At 70.0% G+C, this 17,368-nt stretch carries 18 protein-coding genes and 1 pseudogene; 12 read left to right on the top strand and 7 right to left on the bottom strand.

Annotated features, from left to right (window positions below; all coding sequences use genetic code 11):
* Positions 1-2 precede the first annotated feature (2 nt).
* Positions 3-1,604 carry a fatty-acid--CoA ligase FadD8 gene (gene fadD8 / locus A9W95_RS14810; protein ID WP_067413987.1) on the top strand — a complete coding sequence of 534 codons (1,602 nt, stop codon included), beginning with the start codon at positions 3-5 and terminating at the stop codon, positions 1,602-1,604.
* Between the two features lie 67 nt (positions 1,605-1,671).
* Here fadD8 and A9W95_RS14805 read toward each other — a convergent pair whose 3' ends face one another.
* Entirely contained in the window at positions 1,672-2,220 is a 549-nt protein-coding gene (locus A9W95_RS14805; RefSeq protein WP_067413984.1) for a TetR/AcrR family transcriptional regulator, read from the bottom strand.
* A gap of 82 nt (positions 2,221-2,302) precedes the next feature.
* On the opposite strand from A9W95_RS14805, the gene A9W95_RS14800 reads away from it, so the two are divergent.
* The 10 genes from A9W95_RS14800 (at position 2,303) to A9W95_RS14755 (ending at position 10,675) form a co-directional block, all read left to right on the top strand.
* Entirely contained in the window at positions 2,303-3,223 is a 921-nt protein-coding gene (locus tag A9W95_RS14800) for an aldo/keto reductase (protein WP_067413981.1), read from the top strand.
* Positions 3,224-3,234: 11 nt separating this feature from the next.
* The gene (locus A9W95_RS14795; RefSeq protein ID WP_067413978.1) at positions 3,235-3,690 is read left to right on the top strand and encodes a nitroreductase family deazaflavin-dependent oxidoreductase; all 456 of its coding nucleotides are present in this window, start codon (positions 3,235-3,237) and stop codon (positions 3,688-3,690) included.
* A gap of 13 nt (positions 3,691-3,703) precedes the next feature.
* Positions 3,704-4,606 carry a 1,4-dihydroxy-2-naphthoyl-CoA synthase gene (locus A9W95_RS14790; protein WP_067413975.1) on the top strand — a complete coding sequence of 301 codons (903 nt, stop codon included), beginning with the start codon at positions 3,704-3,706 and terminating at the stop codon, positions 4,604-4,606.
* A gap of 222 nt (positions 4,607-4,828) precedes the next feature.
* Entirely contained in the window at positions 4,829-5,722 is an 894-nt protein-coding gene (locus tag A9W95_RS14785; protein WP_067413972.1) for an SDR family oxidoreductase, read from the top strand.
* Positions 5,723-5,752: 30 nt separating this feature from the next.
* Positions 5,753-6,160, top strand: a complete 408-nt coding sequence (locus tag A9W95_RS14780; protein ID WP_067413959.1) for a VOC family protein — start codon at positions 5,753-5,755, stop codon at positions 6,158-6,160.
* 97 nt (positions 6,161-6,257) lie between these two features.
* The gene (locus A9W95_RS14775; RefSeq protein ID WP_067413956.1) at positions 6,258-7,502 is read left to right on the top strand and encodes an inorganic phosphate transporter; all 1,245 of its coding nucleotides are present in this window, start codon (positions 6,258-6,260) and stop codon (positions 7,500-7,502) included.
* Positions 7,502-7,801 (top strand): hypothetical protein, encoded by a 300-nt coding sequence (locus tag A9W95_RS14770; protein WP_067413954.1) that lies wholly within the window; start codon positions 7,502-7,504, stop codon positions 7,799-7,801. Before A9W95_RS14775 ends, A9W95_RS14770 begins: the two co-directional genes overlap by 1 nt.
* A gap of 56 nt (positions 7,802-7,857) precedes the next feature.
* The gene (locus tag A9W95_RS14765; protein ID WP_067413951.1) at positions 7,858-8,160 is read left to right on the top strand and encodes a DUF3349 domain-containing protein; all 303 of its coding nucleotides are present in this window, start codon (positions 7,858-7,860) and stop codon (positions 8,158-8,160) included.
* A gap of 68 nt (positions 8,161-8,228) precedes the next feature.
* Entirely contained in the window at positions 8,229-9,311 is a 1,083-nt protein-coding gene (menE, locus tag A9W95_RS14760) for an o-succinylbenzoate--CoA ligase (RefSeq protein ID WP_067413948.1), read from the top strand.
* Between the two features lie 11 nt (positions 9,312-9,322).
* Positions 9,323-10,675 (top strand): hypothetical protein, encoded by a 1,353-nt coding sequence (locus A9W95_RS14755; RefSeq protein WP_067413946.1) that lies wholly within the window; start codon positions 9,323-9,325, stop codon positions 10,673-10,675.
* 4 nt (positions 10,676-10,679) lie between these two features.
* Here A9W95_RS14755 and A9W95_RS14750 read toward each other — a convergent pair whose 3' ends face one another.
* From A9W95_RS14750 to A9W95_RS14730, 5 genes and pseudogenes are all read right to left on the bottom strand, one after another.
* Positions 10,680-11,339, bottom strand: coding sequence for a DUF2064 domain-containing protein (locus A9W95_RS14750; protein ID WP_067413943.1), 660 nt, complete (start codon positions 11,337-11,339; stop codon positions 10,680-10,682).
* A complete protein-coding gene (locus A9W95_RS14745; protein WP_067413940.1) occupies positions 11,336-11,989 on the bottom strand; it encodes a glycosyltransferase family 2 protein in 654 nt (217 codons plus the stop codon). Before A9W95_RS14745 ends, A9W95_RS14750 begins: the two co-directional genes overlap by 4 nt.
* Before the next feature lie 76 nt (positions 11,990-12,065).
* Positions 12,066-12,755, bottom strand: a pseudogene (locus A9W95_RS14740) (hypothetical protein); the annotation flags it as partial.
* 172 nt (positions 12,756-12,927) lie between these two features.
* Positions 12,928-13,347, bottom strand: a complete 420-nt coding sequence (locus A9W95_RS14735; RefSeq protein WP_067413934.1) for a cytochrome c oxidase subunit 4 — start codon at positions 13,345-13,347, stop codon at positions 12,928-12,930.
* An 8-nt stretch (positions 13,348-13,355) separates the two neighbouring features.
* Positions 13,356-14,465: a cytochrome c oxidase subunit II gene (locus tag A9W95_RS14730; RefSeq protein WP_067413931.1), complete on the bottom strand. Its 1,110-nt coding sequence runs from the start codon at positions 14,463-14,465 to the stop codon at positions 13,356-13,358.
* A gap of 134 nt (positions 14,466-14,599) precedes the next feature.
* Between A9W95_RS14730 and asnB the strand changes: the two genes are divergently transcribed.
* Positions 14,600-16,567, top strand: a complete 1,968-nt coding sequence (asnB, locus tag A9W95_RS14725; protein ID WP_067413928.1) for an asparagine synthase (glutamine-hydrolyzing) — start codon at positions 14,600-14,602, stop codon at positions 16,565-16,567.
* 67 nt (positions 16,568-16,634) lie between these two features.
* On the opposite strand, the gene A9W95_RS14720 is transcribed toward asnB, so the two are convergent.
* A partial coding sequence (locus A9W95_RS14720) for a PfkB family carbohydrate kinase (RefSeq protein WP_067411150.1) occupies positions 16,635-17,368 on the bottom strand: 734 nt, incomplete at its 5' end.

Raw genomic sequence — 17,368 nt, 5'->3', positions numbered from 1 at the left:
GCATGAGTGATGATCTCCTGCGCCATCCCATTCATTCCGGACACCTGACCGTCGGTGCGCTCAAGCGCAACAAGAACAAGCCGGTGCTGCATCTCGGCGACACCACGCTGACCGGTGGGCAGCTCGCCGAGCGCATCAGCCAGTACATCCAGGCGTTCGAGGCGCTCGGCGCGGGCACCGGCGCGACCGTCGGGCTGCTGTCGCTGAACCGGCCCGAGGTGCTGATGATCATCGGCGCGGGCCAGACGCAGGGTTACCGGCGCGTGGCCCTGCACCCGCTGGGCTCCCTGGACGACCATGCCTACGTCCTGGGCGACGCCGGCGTGACGTCGCTGATCATCGACCCCAACCCGATGTTCGTCGAGCGGGCGCTGGGCCTGCTGGAGAAGGTGCCCGGCCTCAAGCAGGTGCTGACCATCGGCCCGGTCCCCGAGGCGCTCGGCGATTCCGCGGTGGACCTGGTGGCCGAGGCCGCGAAGTACTCGCCAAAGCCGTTGGTGGCGGCCGACCTTCCGCCCGATCACATCGGCGGGATGGCCTACACCGGCGGCACCACCGGCAAGCCCAAGGGCGTGCTGGGCACCGCGCAGTCGATCACCACGATGACCACGATCCAGCTGGCCGAGTGGGAGTGGCCGGACAACCCGCGCTTTTTGATGTGCACCCCGCTGTCGCATGCCGGGGCCGCGTTCTTCGTGCCGACCATCATCAAGGGCGGCGAGCTGGTGGTGCTGACCAAGTTCGACCCGGCCGAGGTGCTGCGGGTGATCGAGGAGCAGAAGATCACCGCGACCATGCTGGTGCCGTCGATGATCTACGCGCTGATGGACCACCCCGATTCGCACACCCGCGACCTGTCCTCGCTGGAGACCGTCTATTACGGCGCCTCGGCGATGAACCCGGTGCGGCTGGCCGAGGCCATCCGCCGCTTCGGGCCGATCTTCGCCCAGTACTACGGGCAGTCCGAGGCCCCGATGGTGATCTCGTATCTGGCCAAGAAGGACCACGACGAGAAGCGGCTCACCTCCTGCGGGCGGCCCACCCTGTTCGCCCGCACGGCGCTGCTGGGCGCCGACGGCAAGCCGGTGCCGCAGGGCGAGGTCGGCGAGATCTGCGTGTCCGGCCCGCTGCTTTCCGGCGGGTACTGGAACCTGCCCGAGGAGACGGCCAAGACGTTCAAGGACGGCTGGCTGCACACCGGTGACATGGCCCGCGAGGACTCCGACGGCTTCTGGTTCATCGTCGACCGGGTCAAGGACATGATCGTCACGGGCGGGTTCAACGTGTTCCCGCGCGAGGTCGAGGACGTCGTCGCCGAGCACCCGGCCGTCGCGCAGGTGTGCGTGATCGGCACGCCGGACGAGAAGTGGGGCGAAGCCGTCACCGCGGTGATCGTGTTGCGGCCCGACCATCCCTCCGACGAGGAGGCGGTGGCCAAGGTCACCGCCGAGATCCAGGCGGCCGTCAAGGAACGCAAGGGTTCGGTGCAGTCGCCCAAGCAGGTGATCGTCGTCGACTCGGTGCCGGTGACCGCGCTGGGCAAGCCCGACAAGAAGGCCGTGCGCGCGCAGTTCTGGGAGGGCGCCGGCCGCGCCGTCGGCTAGGCGCCTCCGCCGAACGTGCGGCTGGACGCACAATCGCGCTCGAACGTGCGGCTGGCCGCACACTCGGTCAGACCGCAGTTACCCCCGCGACCAGCAGGTCGAGCATGCGACCGGTCTGCTCGGGCGAGCCGCTGGCCAGGAAGATGCCGATCAAGCTGGACACCACGTCATCGGCCTGCACGTCGGCGCGCAGGCTGCCGTCCTCGGCCCCGGCCCGCAACAGCAGGTCGACGGCGCCGACGATGCTGTCCCGGGTCTGGCCGGCCTGCATGGCACCTGAGGCGAAGATCGCCTGCAGCGACTCGGCCATGCCGCGCTTGGCGGCCACGAATGACGCATAGCGATCCATCCAGCGGCGCAGCGCCATCTGGGGCGGGTGGCGCTTGAGCAGGCGTCCGGCCGCCGCGGCCACTTCGGCGAGCTCCGCGCGGTAGATCGCCTCGACGAGCGCCTCTCGATTCGGGAAATGGCGGTACAGCGTGCCGATCCCCACGCCGGCCTCGCGCGCGATGGCCTCCAGCGACACCGGTCGCCCGTCGGCGGTGGCGAACGCCGCCGTCGCCACCTCGAGCAGGCGCTCGCGATTGCGGCGCGCGTCTGATCGGATCCCGGCCAAGCGGAGGCTCCTCCGTTTCTGCTACGCTCTCGAACAAGCGGAGGATCCTCCGCATTTGTCTAGTGTGACACGAGGGAGCGCCATGACGGACAAACCACAGCCCGGCGGCACCGGCACGATCGGAGCACGCAGCGTGGCCCGCGTCGGCTACGGCGCCATGCAGCTGTTCGAGACCGCGCCGGAAGACGCGGCCACCGTACTGCGCCGTGCGGTCGAGCTCGGCGTCAACCACATCGACACGGCGTCGTTCTACGGCCCCGGCGAGGTGAACCGCCGGATCCGGGCGGCGCTGTTCCCCTACGCCGACGACCTCGTCATCGTCAGCAAGGTCGGGGCACGCTTCACCGGCGAACAGCCGATACCGCTGGCGGCGGCGCAAAAACCCGCGGAGCTGCGCGCCGCGGTCGAGGACGACCTGCGCCAGCTCGGCCTGGACTGCGTCCCGGTGGTCAACCTGCGGCGCATGGACCTCGGCCCCGGCGTGGCCGCCGAGGGTGATCAGCAGGTGGACGTCGACGACCAGCTCGCCGAGATGATCGCGCTGCGCGACGAGGGCAAAATCGGCGCGATCGGCATCAGCGCCGTGCCGGTGGACGTGGTGCGGCGCGCGCTGCCGGCGGGAATCGTCTGCGTGCAGAACGCGTACAGTGCGCTCGACCGCTCGCAGGAAGACACGTTGCGGCTGTGCGCCGCAGAGGATGTCGCGTGGGTGCCCTACTTCCCGCTGGGATCGTCGTTGCCCGGTTTCCCGAAGGTCGCCGACCATCCGGTGGTGGTCGATATCGCCGGCCGGCTCGGGGTCACCGGCGCTCAGATCGGCCTGGCGTGGCTGCTGGCGCACGCGCCGAACACGTTGCTGATCCCGGGCACGCGATCCGTCGGGCACCTCGAGGAAAACCTGGGCGCGGGTGACGTCACCCTGGATGCCGAAACGCTGGAAAGGTTGGACGCCATCGGCACAACCGAGCCCCAGCCCCATGGTGCGGAGTCCTTCCGGAGGTAACGTCGCTGGGTATGGGAAGCGGCAAACCGATCAAGCCGCCGTGGTGGCTGAAGCCGGCCAACAAGGTCTTCATCCAGATGTCGCGGCTAGGAATGAGTTTCGGCGGCGAGAGCCCCGTCGTGTTGACGGTGACCGGCCGCAAGTCCGGCGCGCCGCGCTCGACCCCGGTGACGCCGATGACCGTCGACGGCCGGCAGTACGTCGTCGCGGGGTTCCCGGGCGCCGACTGGGTGGCCAACGTGCGAGCCGCCGGCGAGGCGACGATCGCGCGCGGCCGGCACGCCCAGAGGGTGCGGGTGGCCGAGCTGCCGGCCGAGGACGCGCGGCCGATCCTGCGACTCTTCCCCACCGAGGTGCCGACGGGCGTCGGCTTCATGAAGCGCGCGGGGCTGGTCACCGAGGGCCGCCCCGAGGAGTTCGAGGCCCTGGCCGGCCGCTGCGCCGTGTTCCGCCTGGACCCGGCTTAGGAGTTCAAACACGTTGACTGACAATCCATTTGACGCGCAGGCCTGGCGGCCCGTGGACGGGTTCGACGGCCTGACCGACATCACCTATCACCGCCACGTCACCGACGCGACGGTCCGGGTGGCCTTCGATCGCCCCGAGGTGCGCAACGCGTTTCGCCCGCACACCGTCGACGAGCTGTACCGGGTGCTCGACCACGCGCGGATGTCGCCCGACGTCGGGGTGGTGCTGCTGACCGGCAACGGGCCGTCGCCCAAGGACGGCGGCTGGGCGTTCTGCTCCGGCGGCGACCAACGGATCCGCGGGCGCAGCGGATACCAGTACGCGAGCGGTGACACGGCGGACACCGTGGACACCGCCCGCGCCGGGCGGCTGCACATCCTCGAGGTGCAGCGGCTGATCCGGTTCATGCCCAAGGTGGTCATCTGCCTGGTCAACGGGTGGGCCGCCGGCGGCGGGCACAGCCTGCACGTGGTGTGCGACCTCACCCTGGCCAGCCGCGAGCACGCCCGGTTCAAGCAGACCGACGCCGACGTCGGCAGCTTCGACGGCGGCTACGGCAGCGCGTACCTGGCGCGCCAGGTGGGCCAGAAGTTCGCCCGCGAGATCTTCTTCCTGGGCCGCGCGTACACCGCCGAGCAGATGCACCACATGGGCGCGGTCAACGCGGTCATCGACCACGCCGACCTGGAACGGGCCGGCATCGAGTGGGCGGCCGAGATCAACGCCAAATCGCCCCAGGCGCAACGGATGCTCAAGTTCGCCTTCAACCTGCTCGACGACGGGCTGGTGGGTCAGCAGCTGTTCGCCGGCGAGGCCACCCGGCTGGCGTACATGACCGACGAGGCCGTCGAGGGCCGCGACGCCTTTTTGGAGAAGCGGCCGCCGGACTGGAGCCGGTTCCCCCGCTACTTCTAGGGGGTCTACTTCTAGCGGCGGTCACGCTGGCGTGACGCTCGGCTGCCAACGCCACACTGGCGTGACGCTCGGCTGCCAACGCCACACTGGCGTGACGCTCGGCTGCCAACGCCACGCTGGCGTGACGCTCGGCTGCCAACGCCACGCTGGCGTGACGCTCGGCCGCCAACGCCACGCTGGCGTGACGCTCGGCCGATTCGAGCCCGCCCCTAGACTCCCCACGTGAGCAAGAGCCCCCTTCGCCGTTTCACCGACCAGCTGGTGCTGGCCACCATGCGGCCGCCGATGGCCCCACAGGTGCTGGTCAACCGGCCCGCCATCAAACCCGTCGACCTGGCCGGCAAGCGCATCCTGCTCACCGGGGCGTCGTCGGGCATCGGCGAGGCCGCGGCCGAACTGCTCGCCCGCGAGGGCGCGACGGTGGTGGTCGTCGCGCGGCGTCAGGACCTGCTCGACGCGCTCGCGCAGCGGATCGCCGCGGCGGGCGGCAGCGCGCTCGCCCTGCCGTGCGACGTCTCCGACCTGGACGCCGTCGACGCGCTGGTCGCCGACGTCGAAAAGCGCCTCGGCGGGGTTGACATCCTGATCAACAACGCCGGCCGATCCATCCGGCGGCCGCTGGCCGAGTCGCTGGAGCGCTGGCACGACGTGGAGCGGACCATCGGGCTCAACTACTACGCGCCGCTGCGGCTGATCCGCGGGCTGGCGCCCGGGATGCTCGAGCGCGGCGACGGTCACGTCATCAACGTCTCCACGTGGGGGGTGCTGTCGGAGGCCTCGCCGCTGTTCGCGGTCTACAACGCGTCGAAGGCGGCACTGTCGGCGGTGAGCCGCGTCGTGGAGACCGAGTGGGGCCAGCGGGGTGTGCATTCGACGACGCTGTACTACCCGCTGGTGGCCACGCCGATGATCGCGCCGACGAAGGCCTACGAGGGCATGCCCGCGCTCACGTCGGAGGAGGCCGCCGAATGGATGCTGACCGCCGCCCGCACCCGGCCGGTGCGGATCGCACCGCGGATGGCGATCGCCGCCAAGGCGCTGGACACCTTCGGCCCCCGCTTTGTCAACGCGATCATGCAACGCCAAAGCATCCAGCCCAACCGCGGTGAGCAGTAGCTGACCGGCTCGTGTGATAGACACGACACCATGGAAATCCTGGCCAGCCGGATGCTGTTCCGGCCGGCGGACTATCAGCAATCGCTGGCGTTTTACCGGGACCAGATCGGGCTCGCGATAGCCCGCGAGTACGGCGGGGGCACAGTCTTTTTCGCCGGTCAGTCGTTGCTGGAGCTGGCCGGCTACGGCTCTCCGGACCACTCCCGCGGCCCCTTCCCCGGCGCGTTGTGGCTCCAGGTGCGCGACATCGAGGCCACCCAGGCCGAGTTGCAAAGCCGAGGCGTGGCGATCGCCCGCGAGGCGCGCCAAGAGCCCTGGGGCCTACACGAAATGCACGTGACCGACCCGGACGGCATCACGCTGATCTTCGTTCAGATCCCACCGGACCACCCGCTGCGCCGCGACACCCGAGGTAAACCGGAGGGAAATTCCGGTTAACTGAGAGGTAACATCTGGCGACGACTCTCAATACACCCGCGATTCAGGTCTTCCTGCATTCGACAATGGAATCCCCCTACCACCAGAATCGGGCGCTGTGAACATCCAATTGTTCCTTCTGATCATTGTCGTAATCACGGCACTGGCTTTCGATTTCACGAACGGCTTCCACGACACCGGCAACGCGATGGCGACCTCGATTGCCAGCGGCGCGCTCAAGCCCAAAGTGGCCGTCGCGCTGTCCGCGGTGCTCAACCTCGTGGGCGCGTTCATGTCCACCGCCGTCGCCGCCACGATCGCCAAGGGCCTGATCGACGGGCACATCGTGACGCTGGAGCTGGTCTTCGCCGGCCTGGTCGGCGGCATCGTGTGGAACCTGCTGACCTGGCTCCTCGGCATCCCGTCGAGCTCCTCGCACGCCCTGATCGGCGGCATCGTCGGCGCCACCATCGCGGCCGTCGGCGGGCACGGCGTGATCTGGAAGGGGCTGGTGTCCCACGTGCTCATCCCGGCCGTCGTCGCCGCGATCCTGGCCATCGTGGTCGGGGCCATCGCGACCTGGCTGGTCTACCGGGTCACCCGGGGCCTGGACACCAGCCGCACCGAGGCCGGCTTCCGGTACGGCCAGTGGGGCTCGGCGTCGCTCGTCTCGCTGGCGCACGGCACCGGCGACGCCCAGAAGACGATGGGCATCATCTTCCTGGCCCTGATGTCCTACGGGTCGATCAGCAAGAGCACCGCTGCGCCGCCGCTGTGGGTCATCGGGTGCTGCGCGCTGGCGATGGCGGCGGGCACCTACCTGGGCGGCTGGCGCATCATCCGCACCTTGGGCAAGGGGTTGGTCGAGATCCAGTCGCCGCAGGGCATGGCCGCCGAATCGTCCTCTGCCGCAGTCATTCTGCTGTCCACCCACTTCGGCTACGCGCTGTCCACCACCCAGGTCTGCACGGGCTCGGTGCTCGGCAGCGGGCTCGGCAAGCCCGGCGGCGAGGTGCGCTGGGGCGTCGCCGGCCGCATGGGCGTCGCCTGGCTGGTGACGCTGCCGCTGGCCGGCCTGGTCGGCGCGGTCACCTACTGGATCGTGCACCTGATCGGCGGCTACCCCGGCGCCATCGTCGGCTTCGCGATGCTGGTCGCGGTCTCCGCCACCATCTACATCCGGTCGCGCAAGGTCAAGGTCGACCACAACAACGTCAACGCCGAGTGGAAGGGCGACCTGACCGCCGGGCTCGAAGCCGACGATGCCCACCACCACCCGCCAACGGACGATCACCCGACGAATGGCAGCGGCAAGTCCCGCCGCTATGACTCCGACGACCCCACGATGAAGGCGAACGCCTGATGAGTCACTTCAGCGATTGGTTCAACTACCAGGCCTCCCTCAAGATCCTGCTCTTCTCCATGCTGGCCGGCGCCGCCCTGCCGGGGCTGTTCGCCCTGGGGCTGCGGTTCCACGCGGTGGGTGCCGGGCAGGTCAGCACCGAGGGTGGCTCGCCACAGAAGAATCCGGCACTGCTGGCGCTCGCCTGGTTGATCTATGCGCTGGTCGTCGTGGTGATCGGCTTCGCCCTGGCCTACATCTCGCGGGACTTCATCGCCCACCACACCGGAGTGGCCTTCCTCGGAGCCAAACCCAAGTAGCATCGAGTGATGCCCACCGCGTTACCGAGCCGGACACCGGGGGGAGCTGGACCAGCGTGAACGGATTTCTCAACTCGATCGTCTCGTGGCTGCGCGCGGGATACCCCGAAGGTGTGCCGGCGACGGACACCTTCCCGGTGCTCGCGCTGCTGGCCCGCCGGCTGTCCAACGACGAGGTCAAGGCCGTCGCCTGCGAGCTGGTCAGCCGGGGCGAGTTCGACAACGTCGACATCGGGGTGCTGATCACCCAGATCACCGACAACCTGCCCTCGCCCGACGACGTGGAGCGGGTGCGGGTCCGGTTGGCCGCCCAGGGCTGGCCGTTCGACGACGCGGACGAGGTCGAGGACCCCGCATAGCCCTACTGCGCGCACTCACCGTCCCGCCGGGCTCGGCCGTCTCGTCGTTGCTACCCACCCTGGAACGCGTGCTGGACGGGCGCGACCCCGCTCTGGTCGCCCTCGCGCCCGGCTCGGAGGCGCTGGCGGCGGGGCTGCGCGTCGGCGAGCCCATCGACGACGACGTGGCCCTGGTCGTGACGACGTCGGGGACCACGGGCGCCCCCAAGGGGGCGCTGCTCACTGCCGCCGCGCTGACGGCCAGCGCGGCGGCCACCCATGACCGCCTCGGCGGTCCGGGCCGCTGGCTGCTGGCGTTGCCGCCGCACCACATCGCCGGGCTGCAGGTGCTGGTGCGTAGCGCGCTCGCCGGCTCGCCGCCCGTGCAACTGGACGTCTCCGCAGGCTTCGACGCCGCCGAATTGTCAAGCGCGATAAGACGATTGGGGCCAGGTCGGCGGTACACGTCGCTGGTGGCCACGCAGCTGGCCAAGGCGCTGACCGACCCGTCGGCCACGGCCGCGCTCGCCGAACTGGACGCCGTGTTGCTCGGCGGCGGCCCCGCCCCGCAGGGCGTGCTCGACGCCGCCGCGGCGGCCGGTGTCGCCGTGGTCCGCACCTACGGGATGAGCGAGACCGCGGGGGGCTGCGTCTACGACGGCGTGCCGCTGGGCGGTGTCCTGGTCCGGATCGCGGCCGACGGGCGCGTCGTCCTCGGCGGCGCGACGCTGGCGAAGGGCTACCGCAACCCGGTGCAGCCCGACCCGTTCGCCGAGCCGGGCTGGTTTTGCACCGACGACCTCGGCGTCGTCGACCAGGCCGGCGTGCTGACCGTGCTGGGCCGCGCCGACGACGCGATCAGCACGGGCGGGCTGACCGTGCTGCCGCAACTGGTCGAGGCCGCGCTGGACACCCATCCCGCCGTCGCGGACTGCGCGGTGTTCGGCGTGCCCGACGACCGGCTGGGCCAGCGGGTGGTCGCCGCGATCGTGGTGGCCGAAGGTCGACCGGCGCCGGGGCTGGACGCGCTGCGCGCCCACGTGGCGCGGACCCTGGACACCACCGCCGCGCCGCGCGAAGTGCACGTCGTCGACGCGCTGCCGCGGCGCGGCATCGGCAAGGTCGACCGGGCCGCGCTGGTGCGCCGGTTCGCCGGTCTCGCCGATCAATAGGCTGGTCGACCGTGAGGGTGGCACGCCGGGAGTCCCTGGCCGTCGCGGTCGGGGCGGTGCTGGTGGCGGCGGCGTTCGTGCTGCCGCGGCTGGCTTGGGGTGTGCGACCGCGGACGGACGTCGGCCAGGAGCGGTTCGGCACGCACGCCGGGGCCGCCCCGATTTTCGGCGCGTGGGAGATCCACGCCAGCTGGGGCACCGGACCCGCCATCGCGATCGCGGTCGCCGCGGTCGCGTGGGGACCGGCTCTGGCGCGACGCCTGTCGTGGCGGCTCCTGGCACTGGGCACCTGGGCCACCGCCTGCGGGTGGGCCTTCGCGCTGGCGATGATCGACGGCTGGCAGCGCGGCTTCGCCGGCCGGCTGACCACCCGCGACGAGTACCTGTCGCAGGTGCCGGGCATCACCGACATCCCCGCCACGCTGCGCACGTTCGCGAGCCGGATCGTCGACTACCAACCGAACTCCTGGACCACCCACGTCTCCGGGCATCCGCCCGGCGCGCTGCTGACGTTCGTCTGGCTCGACCGGATCGGCCTGCACGGCGGCGCCTGGGCGGGGCTGTTGTGCCTGCTGGCCGGCTCCAGCGCCGCGGCCGCGGTGCTGGTCGCCGTCCGCGCGCTGGCCGACGAGCAGACCGCCCGGCGGGCCGCGCCGTTCGTGGCGGTGGCGCCGACGGCGATCTGGGTCGCGGTCTCCGCCGACGGCTACTTCGCCGGGGTGGCGGCGTGGGGCGTCGCGCTGCTGGCCGTGGCGGTGCAGCGAGGAGTCCGCTTCCCCGCGCTGACGGCCACCGCCGCCGGGCTGCTGCTGGGCTGGGGCGTGTTCTGCAACTACGGGCTGATGCTCATGGGCCTGCCGGCGCTGGCGGTGCTCGCTTCGGCCGCCGACTGGCGCGCGGCGCTGCGGGCGCTCGGCCCGGCGACGGTGGCGGCCGTTGCCGTGGCGTCAACCTTCGCGGTGGCGGGGTTCTACTGGTTCGACGGCTACCACCTTGTGCAGCAACGCTATTGGCAGGGCATCGCCAAGGACCGCCCGTTTCAGTACTGGAGCTGGGCCAACCTGGCGTCCGTCGTCTGCGCGATCGGGTTGGGCAGCGTCGCCGGCGTCAGCCGGGTGTTCGACGCGGCGGCCATCCGTCGCCGCTCCGGGTTTCACCTGCTGCTGCTGGGCATGCTGGCCGCCATCGCGTGCGCCGACCTGAGCATGCTGAGCAAGGCGGAGGTGGAGCGGATCTGGCTGCCCTTCACCGTCTGGCTCACGGCGGCGCCCGCCCTGCTTCCGGCCCGGTCACACCGGCTGTGGCTGGCGCTCAACGCCGCCGGCGCGGTGTTGCTGAACACCGTCATCGTCACCAACTGGTGATCGGCTACAGGCCGGCCGCGTGGGTGACCTCGGCGAAGCGGCTCGACGGGCGGCAGGCCGCGCGCACGGCGGCGACGTCCTCGGCGAAGTCGAAGTCGGCCAGCACCGGCGCCGCGTACGGCTCGATTCCCATGTCGTGCAACGCCCGGTACGTCAGCAAGCCGGTATCCGGCTGCGACATCGGGACGGTGCGCAGGCATTCGGCCGCCGCCGGGCTCCGTAAACCCAGCACCCACCAGCCGCCGTCAACGGCCGGCCCGAGCACGGCCGCCGCCTCCCGCAGCCGGCGGGCGCAATCGGTCAACATGTCGGCGGTCACCTGCGGCGTATCCATCCCGATCTGCACCACCGGGTAGCCGGCATCGGCATCGGCATGGGCGTTGGCCAGCCGGTCGGCGAAGCCGTCACCGCGCTGGGGAATCACCGTAAAGGCCTGCAGCCGTTGCCGGATCTCGGCGGCGCCGGCCGCCGCGTCCAGGTCGCCGGTGATGGCCACCACCCGGTTCGCCGCCGGCGCGGCGGCCACCGCGTCCAGCGTGTCCAGCAGCGCGGCCGCGGCGATCTCGGCGGCCATCACGTCCCCCACCGTCGCGGCGAGCCGGGTCTTGGCCCGGCCCGGCTCCGGCGCCTTGGCGACCACCAGCAGTGTCACCGGAAGGGTCACGAAATCACCTTCCAGAAGTCGAGGATCGCGGTGACGCTCCCCCGCAGCGAACCGCTGACCTTCGACTTGCCGCCGGTGCGCGGACCGTAGCTGACGTCCAGTTCGACCACGCGCCAACCGGCGGCCGCGGCGCGCACCAGGAGCTCCAGCGGATAACCCGAGCGCCGGTCGGTGACGCCCAGATTCAGCAGCGCCTCGCGCCGCGCCACCCGCATCGGCGCGATGTCATGCACCGGCAACCCGTGGCGGGTGCGCAGCCGCCAGCTCATCACCACGGTGCCGACCCGGGCGACCCACGGCCAGTGCAGCCCGGCCACCGGCCGGCGCCGGCCGATCACCAGGTCGGCGCCCTGCTCGAGCGCGGCGACCAGCCGCGGCAGGTCAGCGGGGTTCATCGAGCCGTCGGCGTCGATGACCGCGACGATCGGGGTGGTCGCGGCGACCACGCCCGCATGCACCGCCGAGCCGTACCCGGCCCGCGGCTCGGCCACGACATCGGCGCCGTGCCGCCGCGCCACCGCGGCGGTGTCGTCGGTGCTGTTGTTGTCGACCACCAACGCCCGGTAGCCGGCGGGGATGGCCGCCAGCACCGCCGGCAGCGACTCCTCCTCGTTCAGGCAGGGCAGCACCACGGTGACGGCGTCGGGCATCGCCGGCTCAGAACCCGCGATGGGGGCGGGGCTGCTGCGGCTGCTGGGTCTGCGGCTGCTGGGTCTGCGGTTGCTGGGTCTGCGTGTGCGGCGGCGCCACCGTCGTTTCGTGGGTGCTCGGCGGCGGCGCCGCGGTGGTCGGCGTCTGCGTCGACGTGAACGGCGTCTTGGTGTTCGTCGGCGGTGTCGTCGTCGTCACCGGCGGTTGGGTGGTGGTCGTCGGCATCGTCGTGGTGGGCGTGGTGGTGGACGGCGTCGCCGGGGTGGGCGGTGTGGTGGTGGTGATCGCATCCTGCACGGGCGGTGTCGACGACGTGGTGCTGGTGGCCGGGTTGGCCAGGTTACTGCTGCCGGTCCGGGTCACCAGCAGCGACACCGAGACGACCAGCGCGATTGCCGCCACAATCGCGGCGACCCCGACCACCCACGGCCAGCGCGGCGCCCCGTGCTCCTCGTCGTCGTCGAACTCCTCGTAGTCGTCATAGTCATAGAGTCGCAGATCGGTCGGCACGTACTGGCCGCCGATGAATTGCTCGGACTCTGGCGCCGAATAGGCGCGGGAGTAGATGTCGGTCGCTTCGGTCAGTTCCGGGAGGTCGTGCTCGCCCTCGAACGGCTCGATTTCACCGCCGTACCCGGTGCCCAGGTCGAGGTCCGGGCCGAAATTGCTGTCGGCGTCGTCGGCTCCGGGCTCCGGCTGGGCGCGGGACTCGTCGGCGAAGTCGGGTTCGTCGGGTTCCCGTCCCGGCGGATTCGGCCCGCTCATGATTGCCTACCCTGTCCAACTGCCTCACCTGCGCGCGGAAGCCACCCTGGGGGCGCGCTCGGGAGATTCTGCATGTGCCCCGAAAACCCTACCGAACCGGGCGAGGCAGCGAAGTAACGGCGAACTGGCCACTGACGAACTGATGCCCGGATTGTGACCTTTCTCGATCCGATCAGTGGTTCTCCGGGCCGACGTAGTACTCGAAGACCAGTCCGGCCGCCGAGGCCAGGATGAACACCACGCCGGCCGCGATCAGCCAGGGCAGCCACAACGCGATCCCGACCGCCGCCACCGAGCCGGCCAGCGCGATCATGATCGGCCACCAGCTGTGCGGGCTGAAGAAGCCCAATTCGCCTGCGCCGTCGCTGATTTCAGCGCCCTCGTAGTCCTCGGGCCGGGTGTCGAGGCGACGGGCGACGAACCGGAAAAAGGTCGCCACGATCAACGCCAGCCCACCGGTCAGCACCAGCGCGGTGGCGCCAGCCCATTCGACGCCGCCCGGGGAGAAGATGGCGGTCAGCACTCCGTACAGGATCGCGACCAGGACGAAGAATGCGGCGATGAATTCGAACAGCCTGGCTTCGATATGCATTGCGTGTCCTAACCGACGCTGGGCGCCAATTGGCCCCGGCGAACGTCGAATGGATGGGTGGTGACCGCCAGCGGAGGCTGGTTGATCGCCTGCAACGCCTCGGCGTTCGTCTTGCCGCCGACTCGTTGCTGCAGGTAAGCCTTGAAGTCGTTGGGGTTCACCACGCGCACCTCGAAGTTCATCATCGAGTGATACGTGCCACAGAACTCCGCGCAGTGGCCGACGAACGCCCCGGTCTGAGTGATCTCCCCCACCTGGAACACGTTGACCGAGTTGTTGGCCTTGGGGTTGGGAATCACGTCGCGCTTGAACAAGAACTCCGGAACCCAGAACGTGTGGATCACGTCAGCGGAATTCAGCTGGAACTCGATGCGCTTTCCGGTCGGCAGCACCAGGATCGGGATCTCGGTCTGCGTGCCCAGCACCTCGACCTTGTCGTAGTTGAGGTATTCCCGGTCGGCGGTGTTGCGCCCGTGCACCGGGCCCACCAGTTCCTCACCGTGCTCGTCTTTGCCCTCCGGTTTGGACAACACGGCGCGCTCGCGCTCGGGGTCGGCACCTTCGTAGGTCATGGTGCCGTCTTTGAAGTTGACCCGCTGGTAGCCGAATTTCCAGTTCCACTGAAACGCCGTGACGTCGATGACGACCTCGGGGTCCTTCTCCAGGTGCAGCATCTTCTCCTGCACCACCACGGTGAAATAGAACAGCACCGAGATGATCAGGAAGGGCGTGACGGTGAGCACCAGCTCCAGCGGCATGTTGTAGCCGAATTGGCGCGGAAAGTCCTCGTCGGTGCGCTTCTTGCGGTGAAAGGCCGACGACCAGAACATCAGCCCCCACACGGCGATGCCCACCACCAGCGCGGCGATCACCGAGCCGATCCACAACTCCCGGTTCAGGCGGCCTTCCGGGGTGATCCCGTACGGCCAGCCCATGCCCAAGACCTGCGACCAGCTGCAACCGCTCAGGGTGACGGCGAGCGCCCCCAGCGTGCCCGCCAGCGCCAACGGCCGAAGACGACGAGCCAGGCCTCGCGCGTTCCGTCCGGTGCTCCCGGGACGGCGCTGAGACCTGCTCTGCGACAAGCTTTGCGAACGACCTGGCTCGCGAGGTGTCACGGTGGCGCCTCCTGCTTGGATGTCGAATACTACGCAGCGTAGACCACGCGGTCAGACCCGGCGACTGCCTGGTCACCGCGACGCGCCCGGCGCGACGTCTCCAAGTGCCGCCACGTGCGGCATACTGGGGCGCCGTGTGTGGACTGCTGGCCTTCGTCGCGGCTCCGACCGGGGCCGACGGCCCCGCGCAAGCCGCGGATACGGTCGACGGCACGATCGCCCGCGCGTCCCACTTGATGCGCCACCGCGGCCCCGACGAGCCGGGCACCTGGACCGAACCGCACGCCGACGGGTCGACGTCCGGCGTGGTGTTCGGGTTCAACCGGCTGTCCATCATCGACATCGCCCATTCCCACCAGCCGCTGCGCTGGGGCCCGCCGGAATCCCCGGACCGCTACGTGCTGGTGTTCAACGGCGAGATCTACAACTACCTGGAGCTGCGCGACGAACTGACCGCCCGGCACGGTGCCGTCTTCGCGACCGACGGCGACGGCGAGGCGATCGTGGCCGGCTACCACCACTGGGGCACCGAGGTGTTGCAGCGGCTGCGCGGCATGTTCGCCTTCGCCCTGTGGGACACCGTCACCCGCGAACTGTTCTGTGCCCGCGACCCGTTCGGCATCAAGCCGCTGTTCATGGCGACCGGCCCCGGCGGCACAGCCGTGGCCAGCGAGAAGAAGTGCCTGCTGGATCTGGCGGATTTGGTGGGCTTCGACACGCGCCTCGACGAGCGGGCGGTGCAGCACTACACCGTCCTGCAGTACGTACCGGAACCCGAGACGCTCCATCGCGGGGTGCGTCGCCTGGAGTCCGGCTGCTATGCCCGTATCCGGCCCGGGGCGCCACCGGAGACCACCCGCTACTTCCAGCCGCGGTTCGCGGCCACGCCGATCACCGCGGGCACCGAACAGGCCCGCTACGACGAGATCACCGCGGTACTCGAAGACTCGGTGGCCAAGCACATGCGCGCCGACGTCACCGTCGGGGCGTTCCTGTCCGGCGGCATCGACTCGACGGCCATCGCGGCGCTGGCCATAAGGCACAACCCGCGGCTGATCACCTTCACCACCGGCTTCGAGCGCGAGGGATTCTCCGAGATCGACGTAGCGGTGGCCTCCGCCGAGGCCATCGGCGCCCGCCACATCGCCAAGGTGGTCAGCCCCGAGGAGTTCGTCGCCGCGCTACCCGAAATCGTGTGGTACCTCGACGAACCCGTCGCCGACCCCGCGCTGGTGCCCCTGTTCTTCGTCGCCCGGGAAGCCCGCAAGCACGTCAAGGTGGTGCTTTCCGGTGAGGGCGCCGACGAGTTGTTCGGCGGCTACACCATCTACCGCGAGCCGCTGTCGCTCAAGCCTTTCGACTACCTGCCGCGGCCGCTGCGCCGGTCGATGGGCAAGGTGTCCAAGCCGCTGCCCGAGGGGATGCGCGGCAAGAGTCTGCTGCACCGCGGGTCGTTGACGCTTGAGGAGCGTTACTACGGCAACGCCCGCAGCTTCTCCGACGCGCAGTTGCGCGACGTGCTGCCCGGTTTCCGGGAAGACTGGACGCACACCGACGTGACCGCTTCGGTGTACGCCGAGTCGGCCGGCTGGGATCCGGTGGCGCGCATGCAGCACATCGACCTGTTCACCTGGCTGCGCGGCGACATCCTGGTCAAGGCCGACAAGATGACGATGGCCAATTCGCTGGAGTTGCGGGTGCCGTTCCTGGATCCCGAGGTGTTTGCGGTGGCGTCGCGGCTGCCCTATCAGGCCAAGATCACCCGCACCACCACTAAGTACGCGCTGCGTCGCGCGCTGGAGCCGATCGTGCCCGCCCACGTGCTCAACCGGCCCAAGCTGGGCTTCCCGGTGCCGATCCGGCACTGGCTGCGCGCCGGCGAATTACTCGAGTGGGCCTATGGCTTGGTCGACTCGTCGCAGGCCGGCCACTTGGTGGATCTCGCGGCGGTTCGGCGAATGCTCGACGAGCACCGCGTCGGCGCCAGCGACCACAGCCGGCGGTTGTGGACGGTGCTCATCTTCATGCTCTGGCATGCGATCTTCGTCGAGCACAGCGTGGTGCCCCAGATCAGCGAACCGCACTACCCCGTGCAGCTCTAGGTCCGCGAACGGAACGGCACTGCGAAAAATCGCGCCGTTTTCCGCAGTGTGGTTCCGCTCGCCGCGACTAGCTCAGGACCGCGTCGATCTCGGCAGCCGCCTCGTCGCCGTACGCGCCGGCCAACCGGGTCTTGGCGACCTCGCGGTCCCACTCCCACTCCTGGGTTCCGGTCGACTCCAGCACCAGCACGGCGACCAACGACCCGAGCTGGGCGGACCGCTCGATGCTCAGACCGGCGCTGCGTCCGGTCAGGAAACCGGCCCGGAAGGCGTCACCGACGCCGGTCGGGTCGGTCTGGCTCTTCTCGGGGACCACGCCCACATGCACGGTGCTGCCGTCGCGGCCGACGATGTCGACGCCCTTGGCGCCCAGCGTGGTCACCCGCAGCTCGATCTGCGCCATCACATCGGCTTCCGTCCAACCGGTCTTGGACAGCAGCAGATCCCACTCGTAGTCGTTGGTGAACAGGTAGGTGGCGCCGTCGATCAGCTTGCGGATCTCGTCGCCGGACAACCGGGCCAGCTGCTGGGACGGGTCAGCGGCGAAGGCCAGACCCAGCTCGCGGCATTCGTCGGTGTGCAGCACCATGGCTTCGGGATCGTTGGCGCCGATGATCACCAGCTCCGGGGTGCCGATGGCGGACACCACGTCGGCCAGCTTGATGCCGCGCGCCTCGGACATGGCGCCCGGGTAGAACGACGCGATCTGGGCCATGTCGACGTCGGTGGTGCAGGTGAACCGCGCCGTGTGTGCGCTCTCGGAGATCAGGACGTTGTCGCAGTTGACCCCGTGCTTCTGCA

Origin of the sequence: Mycobacterium sp. 1423905.2, from assembly GCF_001673155.1 — a bacterium.
In the GTDB taxonomy this organism is placed as follows: domain Bacteria; phylum Actinomycetota; class Actinomycetes; order Mycobacteriales; family Mycobacteriaceae; genus Mycobacterium.
Note: the sequence above shows the minus strand (reverse complement) of the source record. Positions and strands in the feature narration are given on the sequence as shown.

Bases quoted from the DNA above. Each gene is read 5' to 3' on its own strand.
- fadD8 (WP_067413987.1), top strand. From the start codon at position 3: ATGAGTGATGATCTCCTGCGCCATCCCATTCATTCCGGACACCTGACC.
- A9W95_RS14770 (WP_067413954.1), top strand. From the start codon at position 7,502: ATGAGTCACTTCAGCGATTGGTTCAACTACCAGGCCTCCCTCAAGATC.
- A9W95_RS14735 (WP_067413934.1), bottom strand. From the start codon at position 13,347: ATGCATATCGAAGCCAGGCTGTTCGAATTCATCGCCGCATTCTTCGTC.
- A9W95_RS14745 (WP_067413940.1), bottom strand. From the start codon at position 11,989: ATGCCCGACGCCGTCACCGTGGTGCTGCCCTGCCTGAACGAGGAGGAG.
- A9W95_RS14795 (WP_067413978.1), top strand. From the start codon at position 3,235: ATGGGAAGCGGCAAACCGATCAAGCCGCCGTGGTGGCTGAAGCCGGCC.
- A9W95_RS14780 (WP_067413959.1), top strand. From the start codon at position 5,753: ATGGAAATCCTGGCCAGCCGGATGCTGTTCCGGCCGGCGGACTATCAG.
- A9W95_RS14800 (WP_067413981.1), top strand. From the start codon at position 2,303: ATGACGGACAAACCACAGCCCGGCGGCACCGGCACGATCGGAGCACGC.